This window comes from Mesorhizobium sp. B2-8-5 (assembly GCF_006440675.2).
Taxonomy (GTDB): domain Bacteria; phylum Pseudomonadota; class Alphaproteobacteria; order Rhizobiales; family Rhizobiaceae; genus Mesorhizobium.
In genome coordinates this window covers 300,921-317,405 of sequence record NZ_CP083951.1, presented here as the reverse complement: position 1 = coordinate 317,405, position 16,485 = coordinate 300,921, and the positions used below count along the sequence as shown (strand labels likewise).

The 16,485-nt window shown below is 64.3% G+C and carries 19 protein-coding genes; 17 read left to right on the top strand and 2 right to left on the bottom strand.

Annotated elements, in window-relative coordinates:
* The first annotated feature begins 127 nt into the window (after positions 1-127).
* The 6 genes from FJ430_RS01500 (at position 128) to FJ430_RS01475 (ending at position 4,364) form a co-directional block, all read left to right on the top strand.
* Positions 128-865 carry an ATP-binding cassette domain-containing protein gene (locus FJ430_RS01500; protein ID WP_140702324.1) on the top strand — a complete coding sequence of 246 codons (738 nt, stop codon included), beginning with the start codon at positions 128-130 and terminating at the stop codon, positions 863-865.
* The gene (locus FJ430_RS01495) at positions 858-1,595 is read left to right on the top strand and encodes an ATP-binding cassette domain-containing protein (protein WP_140702326.1); all 738 of its coding nucleotides are present in this window, start codon (positions 858-860) and stop codon (positions 1,593-1,595) included. Before FJ430_RS01500 ends, FJ430_RS01495 begins: the two co-directional genes overlap by 8 nt.
* Positions 1,592-2,533 (top strand): ABC transporter permease, encoded by a 942-nt coding sequence (locus FJ430_RS01490; protein ID WP_140702329.1) that lies wholly within the window; start codon positions 1,592-1,594, stop codon positions 2,531-2,533. The genes FJ430_RS01495 and FJ430_RS01490 overlap by 4 nt, the downstream gene beginning before the upstream one ends.
* Positions 2,534-2,538: 5 nt before the next feature.
* Positions 2,539-3,504, top strand: coding sequence for an ABC transporter permease (locus FJ430_RS01485; protein WP_140644760.1), 966 nt, complete (start codon positions 2,539-2,541; stop codon positions 3,502-3,504).
* A gap of 183 nt (positions 3,505-3,687) precedes the next feature.
* Positions 3,688-3,930: a type II toxin-antitoxin system Phd/YefM family antitoxin gene (locus FJ430_RS01480; protein WP_140650566.1), complete on the top strand. Its 243-nt coding sequence runs from the start codon at positions 3,688-3,690 to the stop codon at positions 3,928-3,930.
* Positions 3,930-4,364: a type II toxin-antitoxin system VapC family toxin gene (locus FJ430_RS01475; protein ID WP_140702331.1), complete on the top strand. Its 435-nt coding sequence runs from the start codon at positions 3,930-3,932 to the stop codon at positions 4,362-4,364. Before FJ430_RS01480 ends, FJ430_RS01475 begins: the two co-directional genes overlap by 1 nt.
* 23 nt (positions 4,365-4,387) lie before the next feature.
* On the opposite strand, the gene FJ430_RS01470 is transcribed toward FJ430_RS01475, so the two are convergent.
* Positions 4,388-5,227, bottom strand: a complete 840-nt coding sequence (locus tag FJ430_RS01470) for an amidohydrolase family protein (RefSeq protein ID WP_140702333.1) — start codon at positions 5,225-5,227, stop codon at positions 4,388-4,390.
* Positions 5,228-5,395: 168 nt separating this feature from the next.
* Entirely contained in the window at positions 5,396-6,184 is a 789-nt protein-coding gene (locus tag FJ430_RS01465; protein ID WP_140650558.1) for an IclR family transcriptional regulator, read from the bottom strand.
* A 165-nt stretch (positions 6,185-6,349) separates the two neighbouring features.
* Here FJ430_RS01465 and FJ430_RS01460 point away from each other — a divergent pair, with 165 nt between their 5' ends.
* The 11 genes from FJ430_RS01460 to FJ430_RS01410 all read left to right on the top strand — a co-directional run bounded on the left by FJ430_RS01460 (position 6,350) and on the right by FJ430_RS01410 (position 16,447).
* Positions 6,350-7,666, top strand: coding sequence for an ABC transporter substrate-binding protein (locus tag FJ430_RS01460; RefSeq protein ID WP_140702335.1), 1,317 nt, complete (start codon positions 6,350-6,352; stop codon positions 7,664-7,666).
* A 119-nt stretch (positions 7,667-7,785) separates the two neighbouring features.
* Positions 7,786-8,682: a carbohydrate ABC transporter permease gene (locus tag FJ430_RS01455; protein ID WP_140702337.1), complete on the top strand. Its 897-nt coding sequence runs from the start codon at positions 7,786-7,788 to the stop codon at positions 8,680-8,682.
* A 2-nt stretch (positions 8,683-8,684) separates the two neighbouring features.
* Positions 8,685-9,551, top strand: a complete 867-nt coding sequence (locus tag FJ430_RS01450; protein WP_140702339.1) for a carbohydrate ABC transporter permease — start codon at positions 8,685-8,687, stop codon at positions 9,549-9,551.
* Positions 9,552-9,555: 4 nt separating this feature from the next.
* Entirely contained in the window at positions 9,556-10,653 is a 1,098-nt protein-coding gene (locus tag FJ430_RS01445) for an ABC transporter ATP-binding protein (protein ID WP_140702341.1), read from the top strand.
* Between the two features lies 1 nt (position 10,654).
* The gene (locus FJ430_RS01440) at positions 10,655-11,767 is read left to right on the top strand and encodes a mandelate racemase/muconate lactonizing enzyme family protein (protein ID WP_140702343.1); all 1,113 of its coding nucleotides are present in this window, start codon (positions 10,655-10,657) and stop codon (positions 11,765-11,767) included.
* Between the two features lie 10 nt (positions 11,768-11,777).
* Entirely contained in the window at positions 11,778-12,107 is a 330-nt protein-coding gene (locus FJ430_RS01435) for an L-rhamnose mutarotase (protein WP_140702345.1), read from the top strand.
* Positions 12,100-13,173: a Gfo/Idh/MocA family protein gene (locus FJ430_RS01430; RefSeq protein ID WP_140702347.1), complete on the top strand. Its 1,074-nt coding sequence runs from the start codon at positions 12,100-12,102 to the stop codon at positions 13,171-13,173. Before FJ430_RS01435 ends, FJ430_RS01430 begins: the two co-directional genes overlap by 8 nt.
* 8 nt (positions 13,174-13,181) lie before the next feature.
* On the top strand, positions 13,182-13,628 hold the full coding sequence (locus tag FJ430_RS01425) for a MaoC/PaaZ C-terminal domain-containing protein (protein WP_140702349.1): 447 nt from the start codon (positions 13,182-13,184) through the stop codon (positions 13,626-13,628).
* 18 nt (positions 13,629-13,646) lie between these two features.
* Positions 13,647-14,378: an SDR family oxidoreductase gene (locus FJ430_RS01420; RefSeq protein ID WP_140702351.1), complete on the top strand. Its 732-nt coding sequence runs from the start codon at positions 13,647-13,649 to the stop codon at positions 14,376-14,378.
* Between the two features lie 64 nt (positions 14,379-14,442).
* Complete coding sequence (locus FJ430_RS01415; protein WP_140702354.1) at positions 14,443-15,720, top strand: L-fuconate dehydratase; 1,278 nt, start codon at positions 14,443-14,445, stop codon at positions 15,718-15,720.
* A gap of 67 nt (positions 15,721-15,787) precedes the next feature.
* Complete coding sequence (locus tag FJ430_RS01410) at positions 15,788-16,447, top strand: DUF2161 domain-containing phosphodiesterase (protein WP_140702356.1); 660 nt, start codon at positions 15,788-15,790, stop codon at positions 16,445-16,447.
* Positions 16,448-16,485: the final 38 nt, after the last annotated feature.

The following is a 16,485-nucleotide window of genomic DNA, read 5'->3' as shown; positions in this document are numbered from 1 at the left end:
TTCCAGGAAAAGTGTGAAACGGTTTTCCGTCCGGAATTGCGTCAAAACGAAAAGATAGAGCGGTTTGCCGTTTCCATGAAACGGTGAAACGCTCTAAGGGCCGGCTTCTCCGTTTTTGGAAAGAGACATGCTCGAAGTCCAAGGCGTTTCCAAGCGCTATGGCGAAACCGTCGCGCTGGCCGAGGCGTCGATCGCCTTCCATCCCGGCACGATCCATACGATCCTCGGCGAGAATGGCTCGGGCAAGAGCACGCTGGTGAAACTGTTGTCCGGCATCGTGCAGCCGGATGGCGGTGCGATCCTGCTGGGCGGCAAGGCGTTTTCCGGCACACAGCCCGCCGCCTTCCAGGCCGCTGGCTTTGCTACCGTCTTCCAGGAGGTGCTGGTCGCGCCCGATCGTTCGGTGACCGACAACATCCTGCTTGGCCTGGACGGTCTTTGGCGACGAGGCGTGCCGCGCGACGAGCGACGGGCCCGGGCGCAGGCCGCGCTCGGCCGCTTCGCGGTGACGCCGATCGATCTCGACCGGCCATGCGGCGAGCTGCCGCTTGCCGCGCGACAGCTTGTCGTGCTTGCCCGCGCCGTCATCCGCAACCCGCGTGTCCTGATCCTCGACGAGGTGACGGCGGCGCTCGACTTCGCCGATCGCGAGTCGGTCTTCGCGCTGATGCGCGCCGTGGCTGGGGCGGGCACGCTGATCCTGTTCATCACCCACCGCATGGACGAGGTGATGGCTTTGTCCGACCGGATATCCATCCTGCGCGCCGGCCGAGTGGTGAAGACCGAGGAGCGCGGTGTTTCGACGCCGGCCGAGCTCCTGGCGGCGATGGCGCCGCAGACGGCCGCGGAGCTGGCGCATGGCTGATGCAAAGGCCCTCCGTGTGCGGGAGCTCGTCATCGCTCCCGGTGTCGATCCGATCAGTCTGACGATCGCGGCGGGCGAGATTGTCGGTCTTGCCGGGCTCGACGGCCACGGCCAGGAACGCTTCCTGCGCGCGCTGGCCGGGCTCGAGCGGCCAGTCGCCGGCGAGATCGCAGTCGACGGCAAGGCGGGGTCGATCACCAGCTTCCGCAAGGCCGTCGCCGGCGGCATCGCCTATCTGCCGCGCGACCGCCGTTCGACCGGCATTTTCCCGACGCAGTCGGTGCTCGACAATTTCGCCATCTCCACCGTGTCGAACGACCGCCGCTTCGGCTTCTTGAACTTCGCGGCACGCCGTCGTCGCTATGAGACCTACAGGCAGAAACTCGGCATCGTCGCGCCGCGTCCGGATGCGGCCATAACGACGCTGTCCGGCGGCAACCAGCAGAAGGTGCTGCTCGCCCGGGCGCTTGCGCTGGAGCCGAACTTCCTTCTGCTCAACGATCCGACGCGTGGCGTCGACGTGGCGACCCGCCATGTGCTTTATGACGTCTTCCGTGGCCTCGCCGCCGAGGGCATGGCCCTGGTGATCCTGTCCAGCGAGATCGAGGAGATATTGCTTCTCTGCCACCGCGTGCTGGTGTTCCGCGAGCAGCGCGTGTCGGCCGAGTTCGCGGGCGCGGAGATGACCACCGACACCGTGATTGCCGCCATGTTCGGGCGCGCCGCATGAGCCCGGTCCTTCGCAAGCTCCGTGGCGTCGGCTTTGCCGTGGTGATGCTTGTCGTCCTGCTCGTGCTCAACGTCACGCTCAACCCGGCGCGCTTTCAGCCTTCATCCTGGGGCACGCTGCTGGGGCTGGCCGCACCGCTGATCGGCGCGGCCGTCGCCTCCGCCCCGGTCGTCCTGGCGGGACGCGGCGGCATCGATATCTCCGTCGGTCCGCTCATGGGCTTCGTCAATGCTTTGGTCATCCAGGTGCTGTTCCTCAATCTCGGCATCTCGTCACCGTGGATCATTGTTCCCGCGGCTCTGCTGGTTGGCGCGGCGGTCGGCGCCGCGAACGGTGTGCTCGCCACGATCCTGCGCATTCAACCGATCGTGGCGACGCTTGGCACCTATCTGATTCTGACCGGCGTCACGCTCACCATCCTGCCGGCGCCGATCGGCCCCGCGCCGGACTGGCTGAAGGCGATGGCCGGGCCGCTCTCGATCCTACCGCTGGCGCTGATCGGCCTGTGCTGGCTCCTGGTGCGCCGAACGCCCTATTGCGACCTGCTGATGGCCGTCGGCAGCGACGACCGCGCCGCCTATACCGCCGGAGTGCCGGTGACCAAGGTGCGGCTCATCGCCTATGTCCTGACCGGAATCTTCGCCGCCGCGGCTGGGCTGATGCTCACCGCGCTGATCGGCTCGGCCGACCCCAATATCGGCCCGACCTACACGCTGATTGCGATTGCCGCCGTGGCGCTCGGCGGCGTCAGCCTCGCCGGCGGGCGCGGCGGGCTTGGCGGTGCCGCGATCGGCGCCATCGACATCTTCCTGCTGCAGAGCCTGCTCACAACCTTCAACGTTTCAACCTATGTGCTGCAGATCGCCTATGGCCTGATCCTCGTTATCGCCGTGGTGTTGACGGCGGTGCAGGAACGGCTGTCGAGGCGGAAAGGCTGACCGGGATGATAAGCAACTGGTTCCAGTCCACCAACGCCCGCATCGCCGGTGCCTTCCTCATGGCGCTGCTGCTGCAGATCGTCGGCACGCTGCTCATCCCCGGCTATTCGGCGCCCTTCGCCATCCGCGCGCTGCTGGTCATCGCCTCGCTGCTGGCGGTGGCTTCGATCGGCCAGACGCTGGTCGTCATCCTCGGCGGCATCGATCTTTCCATCCCCTTCGTCATCGGCTTCGCCAACGTCGTGGCGGCGCAGCTTTACGGCCAGGGCTGGAACTTCGCCCTGGTCTGCGTTGTCGTCGGTGTCCTTGCCGTCGCCATCGGGGCGCTGAACGGGCTGATCTCGCGCGGGCTCAACATCCATCCGCTGATCGTCACGCTCGGCATCGGCATGATCGTCCAGGGCGCCGTACTGTTGTGGACCGGCGGTTTTCCATCCGGCTCGGCGCCGCAGGCCGTGTCCAGCTTCGTCTCGATCGGCGGCTCGGTCGGTCCCTTGCCCGTGCCCTTGCTGGTGCCTTGCCTCGTGGTACTGACGGCGCTGATCGTGCTGGTGCTTGCCCGCACGCCCTATGGCCGCCGGCTCTACGCGGTCGGCAGCAACCCGGAGGCAGCGCCCCTGGCGCTGATCGATCCGTTGCGCATGTGGGTCGTCACCTATGCGGCCAGCGCCTTCTTCGCGGCTGTCGCCGGCGTGTTGCTGCTCGGCTTCACCGGCTCGGCCTATGGCGATGTCGGCCAGCCCTATCTCTTCCAGACGATCGCCGCCGTCGTGGTCGGCGGCGCGGCGCTTGTCGGCGGCCGCGGCAGCTATCTCGGCACCATCGCCGGCGTCCTGGTGCTGACCGAAATCAACACGCTGCTGATCGGCCTCGGCTTCCGGCCGTCGACGGTGCAGGCCGCGCTCGGCCTGGTCATCCTGCTTCTGGTCTCGCTCTACGGCCGCGAGCGCCACGTTCGCACGACGGTTTAGATCGAGCGGCAAGCTGTTTGATTCCTGGTCGCCCTCGTAAAATGTCGCGCTTGGGCGACTTAGCGTACGACACTTTGGGGTTACAGAGGCTGGCCCAGCCGTCAGTTGATCGCAGAGAAGCATCGTTCTGGAATTGTCCAGCCCGATGCGCTATATGACTATCTACATGGTCAGGAGTGTGACATGAATGCGATCAATCTCGCCGATGCCAAGGCCCACCTCAGCGAACTGGTCGACCGGGTCGAGGCGGGCGATTCGATCGACATCACTCGTCGCGGCAAGCCGGTCGCACGACTCACTGCCGTAGTCGGGCCGCGCAAACCGATCGATATCGCGCTGCTTCGCTCGCTGACGGCAGCGATGTCGGCCCAGTCCCAGGGCGCCGCCGATCTCGTCCGGTCGATGCGGGATGGCGATCGCTACTGATGCTCTATCTCGACACGTCGCTTATCGTGGCGGCTCTCTCGAACGAAACGATGACGCCGCGTGTGCAGGCTTGGCTGACGGAACAGGAGCCGGCGCAGCTTCTCATTAGCGACTGGACCGTCACCGAGATGTCGTCCGCCATGGCGATCAAGCTACGCACAGGACAAATCAGCCTGGAACAGCGCGCCGCCGCGCTTGCCGTGTTTAATAGGCTTGTCGCGGAGAGCTTTACCGTCCTGGGCGTGACGGGCGGGCAGTTCCGGGCGGCAGCGAGGTTTGCCGATCGGCACGATCTTGGACTTCGAGCAGGGGACGCGCTGCATCTCGCCATCGCATCGGAGCATGGCGCCACGATATATACGCTTGATCAGCGGCTCGCCGACGCCGGGCCAGAACTCGGTGTGCCGGCGCAAATGCTCGCTGGCAGCGATTAGTTTGCAGGCGAGCTCTTTTTTGCCTATCCAAGCCGCCACAACTGGCGCGCATTGCCCGAAAGCAGGCGGGCTCGCTCCGCCTCGCTCGTGCCGGCAAGCAGTGCATGGGTGGCGGCAACCCAGGTCGTCAGCCCGCCGCCCAGCGTGCAGACCGGCCAGTCGCTGCCCCAGATCACCCGATCCCAGCCGAAGCAATGGATCGTGTGCTCGACATAGGGCCGGAGCGTCTCGACCGTCCATGTCGCCGGGTCGGCATAGGCGACGACGCCGGAGATCTTGGCCGTGACGTTCGGCCGCTTGGCGATTGCTTCCATATGCTCGCGCCACGGATGCTCGGCATTGCCCTTGATGTCGGGCACGCCGCAATGGTCGAGGACGAACTGGACGTCGGGCGCGAGGTCGGCAAGCGCTAATGCCTTCGGGATCTGATGCGGCAGCACCACAAGGTCGAAGGTCAGGCCGGTGCCGGCCAGCCGCTTGATGTTCTGGCGAAACAGCGCTCCTTCCGACAGGTCGTCGGGCACGACATGCAGCACGCGGCGGAAACCCTTGACGAACGGATCGGCCCTGACCGTTTCCAGATAGGCCTCGAAACCGGCCTCCTCCGGCCGGCAGGCGGCGATCGCTCCACGAAGCAGGCTCCCGGCCCGGCTGGCGACCGATTTCACATAGGCCGTCTCGGCGGCGATGTCGGCTGGGTCGACATCGACCTCCATATGCAGGACGCCTTCGATGCCTACGCGCCGCGCGTCGGCGGCATATTCCTCATAGGAGAAATCGCGGTTCAGCGCCGGCGCGCCGGCCAGCCACGGATAGCGGAGCGCGCTCTGGTCGATGAGATGCAGATGCGTGTCGATGATCATGGCGACGTATCCTCCGTGGACCGGAGAATGATCCCGAAAAGTTGCAGACTTTTCGGATAAGATCATGCTCCAAAAAACAAGGCGTTAGAGCGGAATGACCGGCTGCTTTTGAGTTCATCCCACTCTAGGACACTATCCCGCCGAAAAATCCATTATTCAAATAAGAAATTACTGCGACTGCGGCACATCGGATCCGGCGAGCTGCGAGAGCCTGGCGGCGGCGCCTTGCAGATGCCGAATCGTCAGCGTGATATCCGGCGCCGTCGGCGCGTTGACCAGGGTGATGTAGGGGATGGTCAGCGCCGCGATGGCTCTGCCGTCAGGGCCTAGCACCGGCGTCGAAAGATTGTAGACGCCGGCGGTCTGCAGCGATGCCATCATCTCGTAGCCCCGGTCGCGCACCTGGTCGAGGCGGGCGAAGAACTCCGGCGTCAGGTTGAGCTGTTCGGTGCTCTGCAGATGCTCGGCGATCATCATCTTGCGCTCTTCGGGTGAGCGGAAGGCGAGCAGCACATGGCCGGAACCGGTGTCGAACAGGCTGATATGCGAGCCGACGCGGATCGAAATGCCCCAATAGCGGGGCGCTTCCTGCTGCGCGATGACCACGGCCGCGCCGCGGTCGAACACCACCAATTGGTTGGCCTGCCATGAGGTTTCGGCCAGTTCCCGCATGATCGGCGTCGCGTAGGACACCAGCCTGCGCACAGGGGCGTGCAGCTGCGCCAGCCCGAACAGCTTGAGCGTCAGCGAATACCGGTCGCCGTCGATCTTGGTGACATAGCCGCGCCGCACCAGCCGGTCGAGCATCCGGTAGAACTCGTTCGGGCTGCGGTCGAGCCGCTTGGCGATCTCCGCCTGCGTCAGCCCGCCATCCACGCTCGACAAGAGCTCGAGGATGTCCAGGCCCTTGTCGAGCGCCGGCGCGCGGTAGCGGTCCCCATCTTCTTCCTCTGCCATCTGCCCCTCCAGTGAATTTCGATCTGCATATATGCATGAACTTCATTCCGCTGGAAGCATAATCATCTTGACCCGGGAATGAAAATGCTATTTGCATATGAATGAAGCTTAAGCGATCGGTCACGCACTCGGCGGGCCGTCGCTGCGAGCCCATGGGAGGAGAACATGACGAGACTGGTTCTAGGCATTTCCGCCGGCCTGGCTGGCCTGCTGCTGAGCGGCACGGCGTTTTCGGCCGATCTGCCCGGCAAATTTCCGGGCGTGACGATCGACGTGAAGCTGATCGGCGGCCAGCAATATGAAAAGCTCTACGAGCGCATCCCCGAATGGGAGAAGGCGACCGGCGCCAAGGTCAACATCCTGACCAAGAAGAACGGCTTCGACATCGACAAGGAATTGAAGTCCGACATCGCCTCGGGCAGCACCAACTGGTGCGTCGGCTGGAACCATTCGTCCTTCGCGCCGCAGTATACGGGCCTTTACACCGACCTCAGCAAGCTCTTGCCGAAGGAAGAGATCGACGCTTTCGTGCCGTCGACGATCAAGGCCGCGACCATCGACGGCAAGCTGGAAATGCTGCCGCGCGCGCAGTTCGACGTCTCGGCGCTCTACTACCAGAAGAGCCTCTACGAGAACGCCGACAACAAGACCAAGTTCAAGGCCAAATACGGCTACGACCTTGCACCGCCCGACACCTGGAAGGAAGTCACCGACCAGGCCGAGTTCTTCGCCAACCCGCCCAATTTCTACGGCACGCAGTTCGCCGGCAAGGAAGAGGCGATCAACGGCCGCTTCTACGAGATGGTGGTCGCCGAGGGCGGCGAATATCTCGACAAGGACGGCAAGCCCGTCTTCAATTCCGAGGCCGGCATCCGTGCACTTGACTGGTTCGTCAACCTTTACAAGGCCAAGGCGGTGCCGGCCGGCACCACCAACTATCTCTGGGACGATCTCGGCCAGGGCTTTGCCTCGGGCACCGTGGCGATCAACCTCGATTGGCCGGGCTGGGCCGGTTTCTTCAACGATCCGAAGTCCTCGAAGGTCGCCGGCAATGTCGGCGTGAAAGTCGCGCCCAAGGGGTCTTCCGGCAAGCGCACCGGCTGGTCCGGTTTCCACGGCTTCTCGGTGACCGAGAACTGCGCCAACAAGGAAGCCGCCGCCTCCCTGGTCTGGTGGCTGACCAACGAGGACAGCCAGAAGCTGGAAGCCGCCGCCGGCCCGCTGCCGACCCGCACCGCGGTTTGGGACTGGGACTTGAGGCAGGCTGAAAACGATCCTTACAAGAAGGAGGTTCTCTCCGCCTTCCAGGAGGAAGCCAAGCACGCCTTCGCGGTGCCGCAGACGCCGGAATGGATCGAGATCTCGAACGCCGTCTACCCCGAGTTGCAGGCGGCGATCCTCGGCGACAAGACGTCCAAGCAGGCCCTGGACGAGGCGGCCGCCAAGGCGACGCAGATACTCCAGGACGCCGGCAAGCTCTAGGCATCGCGCTCGTAAATCGCCTCCCCGGCAAACCGGGGAGGCTGCAGCCTTTGCGGCTGCTCAAATCTCCCCCAGGCTTCGGCCGGGGCTGGCTCAGTCGTTTCTTTCACAGGGTCCCGATGAAGGGCTTCAAGCCATCCGCGCCATTCCTGTTGCTGCTCCCGGCCATCGTCGTGCTGGCGGCGGTCGTGGTGCTGCCGTTGATCCTGTCGCTCTATTCCAGCTTCACGCCGTTCCGCCTGACGCGGCCCGAGACGTTCTTCGTCTTCGTCGGCCTTCGCAACTATCTCTCGATCCTGTCCAATGCCGATTTTTGGTGGGCTTTCGGCCGCACCGTGCTCCTGCTCACCATCGCCCTGAACCTTGAAATGCTGCTCGGCCTCGGCTTGGCCATGCTGGTGGAGAAAGCGACGCGCGGCCAGCGCATCCTGCGCACGCTGATGATGTTCCCCATGATGTTCTCGCCGATCCTGGTCGGCTTCCAGTTCAAATTCATGTTCAACGACAATATCGGCCTGGTGAACAACGCGCTGCAGTCGCTGGGCATCACGCAGGACGCCATCCCGTGGCTGATCGAAGGCCATCTCGCCTTCATCGCCATCTCGATCGCCGAGATCTGGTCGTCGACCTCGATCTTCGCCATCCTGATCCTGGCCGGCCTGCTCGCCATGCCCAAGGAGCCGATCGAGGCGGCGCGCGTCGACGGCTGCACGCCGTGGCAGACCTTCCGCTATGTCATCTGGCCCTTCGTGATGCCCTTCGCCTACATCGCCATGACCATCCGCTCGCTCGACGTCGCGCGCGCCTATGACATCGTCAAGATCATGACCGATGGTGGTCCAGCCGGCCGCACCGAGCTGTTGTGGACGCTGGTCGGCCGCACCGCCTACAGCGACGCCCGCATGGGTCTCGCCAACGCCATGGCCTATTTCTCGATCCTGCTGTCGATCGCCTTCACCGTCTATTTCTACAACAAGCTCGCCGCGGCGCGCGCGCAGATCGGCGCGGAGTGGTGACGATGGACGAGAACGCCTCCGCCCGCCTCACCCGCCGCGCGCTGACCGTCGCGCACCGTGTCGGCCTGTTCTTCGCCATGTTGCTTATTTGCCTGCCGGGCATCTGGATCGTGCTGTCGTCGCTCAGGCCCACGGTCGAGATCATGGCCAAGCCGCCGGTCTGGATCCCACAAGAACTCTCCTTCGATGCCTATGTCGCGATGTTCAGCGGCATCGGCAAGGGCGGCATCCCGGTGCTCGACTATTTCCGCAATTCGCTGATCATCTCGGTCACCTCGACGGTGATTGCGGTGGCCATCGGCATGGCCGGCGGCTACGCCTTCGCGCGCTACCGGTTCCGCGGCAAGTCGGGCATGTTCCTCGGCCTGATGCTGACGCGCACCGTGCCCGGCATCGCGCTCTCGCTGCCCCTGTTCTTCCTCTATGTGCGGCTGGGCATCATCGACACCCATATCGGCATGATCCTGGCTTATGTCGCGCTCAACGTGCCCTTCACCATCTGGCTGATCGACGGCTTCTTCCGCCAGGTGCCGAAAGACCTCGCCGAAGCCGCGCAGATCGACGGCTGCACCCGCTGGCAGGCTTTCTGGCAGGTCGAATTCCCGCTGGCGCGTCCGGGCATCGCCTCGGCCGCGATCTTCGCCTTCCTCACCTGCTGGAACGAGTTCGCTCTGGCTTCGCAGCTGACCCGTTCCGTCAACTCCAAGACGCTGCCCGTCGGGCTGCTCGACTACACGGCCGAGTTCACCATCGACTGGCGCGGCATGTGCGCGCTGGCCGTGGTGATGATCATCCCGGCGCTGACCCTTACTTACATCGTCCAGAAACACCTTGTCGGCGGCCTCACCTCCGGCGCGGTGAAAGGTTGACTTCATGGCAACGGTTTCGCTGAAAAAGCTCACCAAGCGCTACGGCAACATGGAGATCGTGCACGGCATCGATCTCGACATCGCCGACCGCGAATTCATCGCGCTGGTCGGTCCGTCCGGCTGTGGCAAGTCGACGACCTTGCGCATGATCGCTGGTCTCGAAGATATCAGCGGCGGCACGATCGACATCGGCGGCCGCGTGGTCAACGACCTGGCGCCGCGCTCGCGCAACATCTCAATGGTGTTCCAGTCCTATGCGCTCTACCCGCATATGACGGTGCGCGAGAATCTCGGCTTCTCCTTGAAGATCGCGGGTGCGGCCAAGGACGACATGGACCGGCGCGTTGCCGAAGCCTCCGCCATCCTCGGCCTCGACGACCTGCTCGAGCGCCGTCCTTCGCAGCTCTCCGGCGGCCAGCGCCAGCGCGTCGCCATGGGCCGTGCCATCGTGCGCGATCCCGATGTCTTCCTGTTCGACGAGCCGCTCTCCAACCTCGATGCCAAGCTGCGCACGCAGATGCGCACCGAGATCAAGAAGCTGCACGCCAAGGTCAAGTCGACGGTGATCTACGTCACCCATGACCAGGTCGAGGCGATGACGCTCGCGGACCGCATCGTCATCATGCGCTCCGGCCATATCGAGCAGGTCGGCACGCCGGACGAGGTGTTCAGCCGACCCGCGACCCACTTCGTCGCCGGCTTCATCGGCTCGCCGCCGATGAACCTGCACGAGGCGGCGGTGAGCGATGGCAAACTTGTTTTCAGCGGCGGCGACAGCCTGCCGCTGCCCGGCCAGTTCAAGTCGAAGACGGCGGCCGGCGACAGGGTCGTGTTCGGTATTCGCCCCGATGATTTCTATCCGACCGGTCACGGCCTCAGCTCCGGCGGCGAAACAGAAGTCCACCGCGTCGAGCTGCCCGTCAGCATCACCGAGCCGCTCGGCAACGAAACGCTGGTCTTCGCCGAGTTCAACGGCGCCGACTGGGTGTCGCGCATGCTCAATCCGAAACCGTTGAAAGCGGGCGACCGGATCGGCATGAGCTTCGATCTGAGCCGCGCGCATCTGTTTTCCGCCGAAACCGGCAAGTCGCTGAGGAACTGACATGGCGAAAATCGAGAAAATCGAACTGCGCATGGTCGACCTCGTGCCGAAGGTGAAGCGCACGGACGCGATCCAGAGCTTCGTCAGCCAGGAGACGCCGATCGTCACCATTACGGATGCCGACGGCGCGTCGGGCACCGGCTACAGTTATACGATCGGCACCGGCGGCTCCTCGGTGATGCGGCTTCTCGCCGACCATCTGGCGCCGCGCATGATCGGCCGCGACGCCGACCAGATCGAGGCGATCTGGCACGATCTCGAATTCGCCACCCACGCCACCACCATCGGCGCCATCACCGCGATAGCGCTGGCCGCGATCGACACGGCGCTTTGGGATCTGCGGGCGAGAAAACAGAACCTGCCGCTCTGGAAGCTTGCCGGCGGCGCCAAGGACCGCTGCCCGCTCTACACCACCGAGGGCGGCTGGCTGCATATCGAGACGGCCGCACTTGTCGACGACGCGCTTGCCGCGAAGGCAAGAGGCTTCACCGGCTCGAAGGTCAAGATCGGCAAGCCGCACGGCTCCGAGGACGTCGCGCGGCTCTCGGCCGTGCGCAAGGCGGTCGGCGACGGCTACGAGATCATGACCGACTGCAACCAGGGCTTTTCCGTCGACGAGGCGATCCGCCGCGCCGAACGGCTGCGCGAGCTCGACCTCGCCTGGATCGAGGAGCCGCTGCCGGCCGACGACATCGACGGCCATGTGCGGCTGTCGAATTCGACGCCGACGCCGATCGCCGTCGGCGAATCGCTCTATTCCATCAGGCACTTTCGCGAGTACATGCAGAAAGGCGGCTGCAACATCATCCAGGTCGATGTCGGCCGCATCGGCGGCATCACCCCCTGGCTGAAAGTGGCCCATGCGGCCGAGGCCTTCGATATGCCGGTCTGCCCGCATTTCCTCATGGAGTTGCATGTCAGTCTGGTCTGCGCCATCCAGAACGGCAAATATGTCGAGTATATTCCGCAGCTCGATGAGTTGACGGGCGCCAAGATGCGCATCGAGGATGGTCATGCACTGGCGCCCAGCCAACCCGGCATCGGCATCGACTGGGACTGGGACGCGGTCAAGGCAAGAAGCATCGCCGAATTCACCACGGCGATCGTGAAATAGGGAGGCGGATATGCAGCGCATGGGAATGGTGCTGGGCTTGAAGCCCGAGAAGGTCGAGGAATATGTCCGCCTGCACGCTGCTGTCTGGCCTGACGTTCTCGCCATGATCTCGGCCTGCAACATCAAGAACTATTCGATCTATCTGAAGCGGCCGGAGAACTTGCTTTTCTCCTATTTCGAATATCACGGCACCGATTATGCCGCCGATATGGCCAAGATGGCTGCCGATCCCAAGACTCAGGAATGGTGGTCGGTCTGCATGCCTTGCCAGGAGCCGCTGCCGACCCGCAAGGAAGGCGAGTGGTGGGCGTCGATGGACGAGGTCTTCCATCATGACTGATGCCTTCGATCCGGCATCGCTGGTGCAGTCCTGGCCGAAACCGTCGAAGCCGCGCCCGATCGTCACCTTCGGCGCCGGCTCGATCGTCGGCGACGCGCATTTTCCCGCCTATCGCAAGGGCGGCTTCCCGATTTCCGGCCTCTACGATCCGGAGCAGGCCAAGGCGCGGAAGCTCGCCGAGACATGGGGCGTGACGGCGTTCCGTTCGGTCGAGGAAGCAGCGGCGGTGAAGGACGCGATCTTCGATCTCGCCACGCCGCCAGGCCGGCATGCCGAGGTGCTGAAGGCCCTGCCGGACGGCGCGGTGGCGCTGATCCAGAAGCCTATGGGCAACTATCTCGGCGAGGCGACCGAGATCCTCGAAATCTGCCGCGCCAAGCACCTGAAGGCCGCCGTGAACTTCCAGCTTCGCTTCGCGCCGATGATGCTGGCGCTGAAGGATGCCATCGCCAAGGGCTGGCTGGGCGAGGTCGTCGATTTCGACGCGCTTCTGGCGCTCGACACGCCCTGGCAGTTGTGGGAATTCCTGCTCAAGGCGCCGCGCGTTGAGATCGCCATGCATTCGATCCATTATCTCGATCTGATTCGCCAGCTTCTCGGCAATCCGCTGGGCGTGCACGCCAAGACGCTCGGCCATCCCAACCACAAGGTCGCGCAGACCCGCACCAGCGCCATCCTCGACTATGGCGACACGGTGCGCTGCGGGCTGTCGATCAACCACGACCACAAATTCGGCCGCCGCTACCAGGCCTGTGAGTTCCGCATCTGCGGCACCGAAGGCGCGGCTTACGTCAAGCTCGGCCTCAATCTCGACTATCCGCGCGGCGAGCCCGATATTCTGGAAATCCATCCCAAGGGCGGGTCGGATTGGGTCAGCGTGCCGCTCGCCGGCGAATGGTTCCCCGACGCCTTTGTCGGCCGCATGGCCAATGTCCAGCGTTTTGCTTCCGGCGAGGACGCCGAGCTTGTCAGCTCCGTCGAGGATGCCTGGCACACCATGGCATTGGTTGAGGCCGCCTACAAATCCAGTGCCGCGCCGGCAACGCCGCTGGCCGCAAAGCCGTAAGGCCGTACATGGAACAGACCACTTATTTCGAGGACTATGAGATCGGCTCGTCGCGCTTCACCAGCGGCCGCACGATCACCGAGACCGATTTCGTCGTCCATGCCGGCCACACCGGCGATTTCTTCCCGCACCACATGGATGCCGAGTTCATGAAGACGACGCCCTTCGGCCAACGCATTGCCCATGGCACGCTGGTCTTCTCGGTCGGCGTCGGCCTGACGGCAAGCGTCATCAATCCCGCCGCCTTCTCCTACGGCTACGACCGGCTGCGCTTCATCAAGCCGGTTTTCATCGGCGACACGATCCGCACGCGCACCACCATCGCCGCCAAGGAGGACGACACGAAACGGCCAAACGCCGGACGTGTCATCGAGCGTGTCGAGGTTTTGAACCAGCGCGACGAGGTCGTGCTGGCGGCGGATCACATCTACATCGTCGAGCGACGGCCCGGCTGAAGACGGAGACAAAAGAACATGGCTGATATCACAGGCAAGGTCGTGGTCGTCACGGCGGCCGCGCAGGGCATTGGACGGGCAAGCGTTCTGGCTTTCGCAAAGGCCGGCGCCATCGTCCACGCCACCGACATCAACGAGGCGGCCCTGGCCGAACTTAGCAAGACGCCTGGCATTGCGGCGCGAAAACTCGATGTGCTGAACGACGATGCGGTGAAAACCGCCTTTGCCGAAATCGGCCGCGTCGACGTGCTGTTCAACTGCGCCGGCTTCGTCCATGCCGGCTCGATCCTCGAGATGAAGGACGAGGATCTCGACTTCGCCTTCAATCTCAACGTGCGCGCCATGATCCGCACCATCCGCGCCGTGCTGCCCGGCATGCTGGGACGCGGCGATGGCTCGATCATCAACATGGCGTCGGTGGCGGGCGCCCCGAAGGGCGTGCCGAACCGTTTTGCTTATGGTGTGACCAAGGCCGCGGTCATCGGTCTGACAAAATCGATTGCCGCCGATTATGTCGCCAAGGGCATACGCTGCAACGCCATTTGCCCGGGTACCGTCGAGAGCCCCTCGCTTCAGGGCCGCATGCAGGCGCAGGGCGACTATGAGGCGGCCCGCGCCGCCTTCATCGCCCGCCAGCCGATGGGCAGGATTGGCACGCCCGACGAGATCGCCGACCTTGCGGTCTACCTGGCCGGTGCGACCTACACGAGCGGGCAGGCTTATAACATCGACGGCGGCTGGTCGATCTGAGGCCGTTCCGGCAGCCAGCGGCGGCGGCAATCCAGCTACGAGGCAGCCCAGTTAAGAGGCAGGCATGACCAAGATCACGGACCTCAGAACCTTCGACCTTCGCTTTCCGACATCGCAAAGCCTCGACGGCTCCGATGCGATGAATCCGGATCCGGATTACTCGGCAGCCTATGTCATCCTCGACACCGATGTCCCATCGCTGAAGGGCCATGGACTCACCTTCACCATCGGCCGCGGCAATGAGATCTGCTGCGCAGCGATCGAAGCGCTGCGCCATCGCGTCGTTGGGCTCGATCTTGACTGGGTGAAAGAGGACCCCGGCCGTTTTTGGCACCATGTGACCGGCGACAGCCAGCTGCGCTGGATCGGCCCGGACAAGGGCGCCATGCATCTCGCCGTCGGCGCTGTGGTGAACGCGGTGTGGGATCTCTGGGCCAAGGAAGCCGGCAAGCCGGTCTGGCGCCTTGTCGCCGAGATGAGCCCGGAAGAGATCGTGCGCATCGTCGATTTCCGCTATCTCACCGACGCGATCACGCCGGCAGAGGCGCTGGAGATCCTGAAGAAGGCCGAGGCTGGCAAGGCCGGGCGCATCGCCGCGCTCGAGCGCGAGGGCTATGCCTGCTACACCACCTCGGCCGGCTGGCTCGGCTATCCCGACGACAAGCTCAGGCGTCTTTGCCAGGAAGCGGTGGACGATGGGTTCAATCACATCAAGCTAAAGGTCGGCCGCGACCGCGCCGACGACATCCGCCGTCTCAGGATCGCCCGCGAGGTCATCGGCCCGGACCGCTATCTGATGATCGACGCCAACCAGGTCTGGGAGGTCGACCAGGCGATCGACTGGCTGAAGGACCTGGCCTTCGCCAAGCCCTTCTTCATCGAGGAGCCGACCAGCCCCGACGACGTCGCCGGTCACGCGAAGATCCGCAAAGCTATCGCGCCGATCAAGGTCGCGACCGGCGAGATGTGCCAGAACCGCATCATGTTCAAGCAGTTCATCGCCGGCGGTGCGATCGACGTCGTGCAGATCGATTCCTGCCGCATGGGCGGGCTGAACGAGGTGCTGGCGGTGCTGCTGATCGCCGCCAAGTTCGGCCTGCCGGTCTGGCCGCATGCCGGCGGCGTCGGCCTTTGCGAATATGTCCAGCATCTGTCGATGATCGACTATGTCGCCGTGTCAGGCAGCAAGGACGGACGCGTCATCGAATATGTCGACCATCTGCACGAGCATTTCCTGGAACCCTGCGTGATCCGCGATGCCGCCTATATGCCGCCGGCTGCGCCCGGTTTCTCGATCGAGATGAAGGCTCAGTCGATCGAGGATTACCTGCATCGCGCCTGAAGCATCGGCGCAGCAAACCGTGCCGCGGCACGCGACCGGACCGCCGCGAATCGGCTATGCCTGTCGCATGCAGGAAACATCCCTCTACGAGCCGGTGAAGCGGTTCCTCGAGAGCATGGATTTCGCCGTCAAGGGCGAGATCGGCGGCTGCGACGTGGTCGGCGTCCGCGCCGGCGAGCCGCCAGTTGTCGTCATTTGCGAATTGAAGCTGCAGTTCAACCTCGAGCTTGTTTTGCAAGCCGTCGACCGCGCGGCGGCCTGTGACGAGGTCTGGCTGGCTGCTTTGATGTCGGCGCGCGGCAAGGGCAGGGAGCACGACCGCCGCTTCCGCGCGCTGTGCCGCCGTCTCGGCTTCGGTCTGTTGGGCGTCGGCAAGAAGGGCGAGGTCGAGCTGCTTCTCAGTCCCGCCGCCCTGCCGCCGCGCCGCGATCCCAGGCGGCGCTCGCGCCTGGTCGAGGAACATCACCGCCGCAAGGGCGATCCGTCCGTCGGCGGCAGCACGCGCAGGAGGCCGATCATGACTGCCTACCGGCAGGAGGCGCTGGCCTGCGCCGCCGCCATGGCCGACGGCCCGAAACGGCCGCGCGACCTCAAGGCGCTTTCGCCGCGCGCCGCGACCATCCTGCAGCATAATTACTATGGCTGGTTCGCCCGCGCCGAGCGCGGCATCTATGCACTAACAGAAGCCGGCCTTGCCGCGATCACACCCGCGGCGGTGATCTTATAAGCTATTGGGTGACGAAAAATTCGCCGGCTTACCACTCG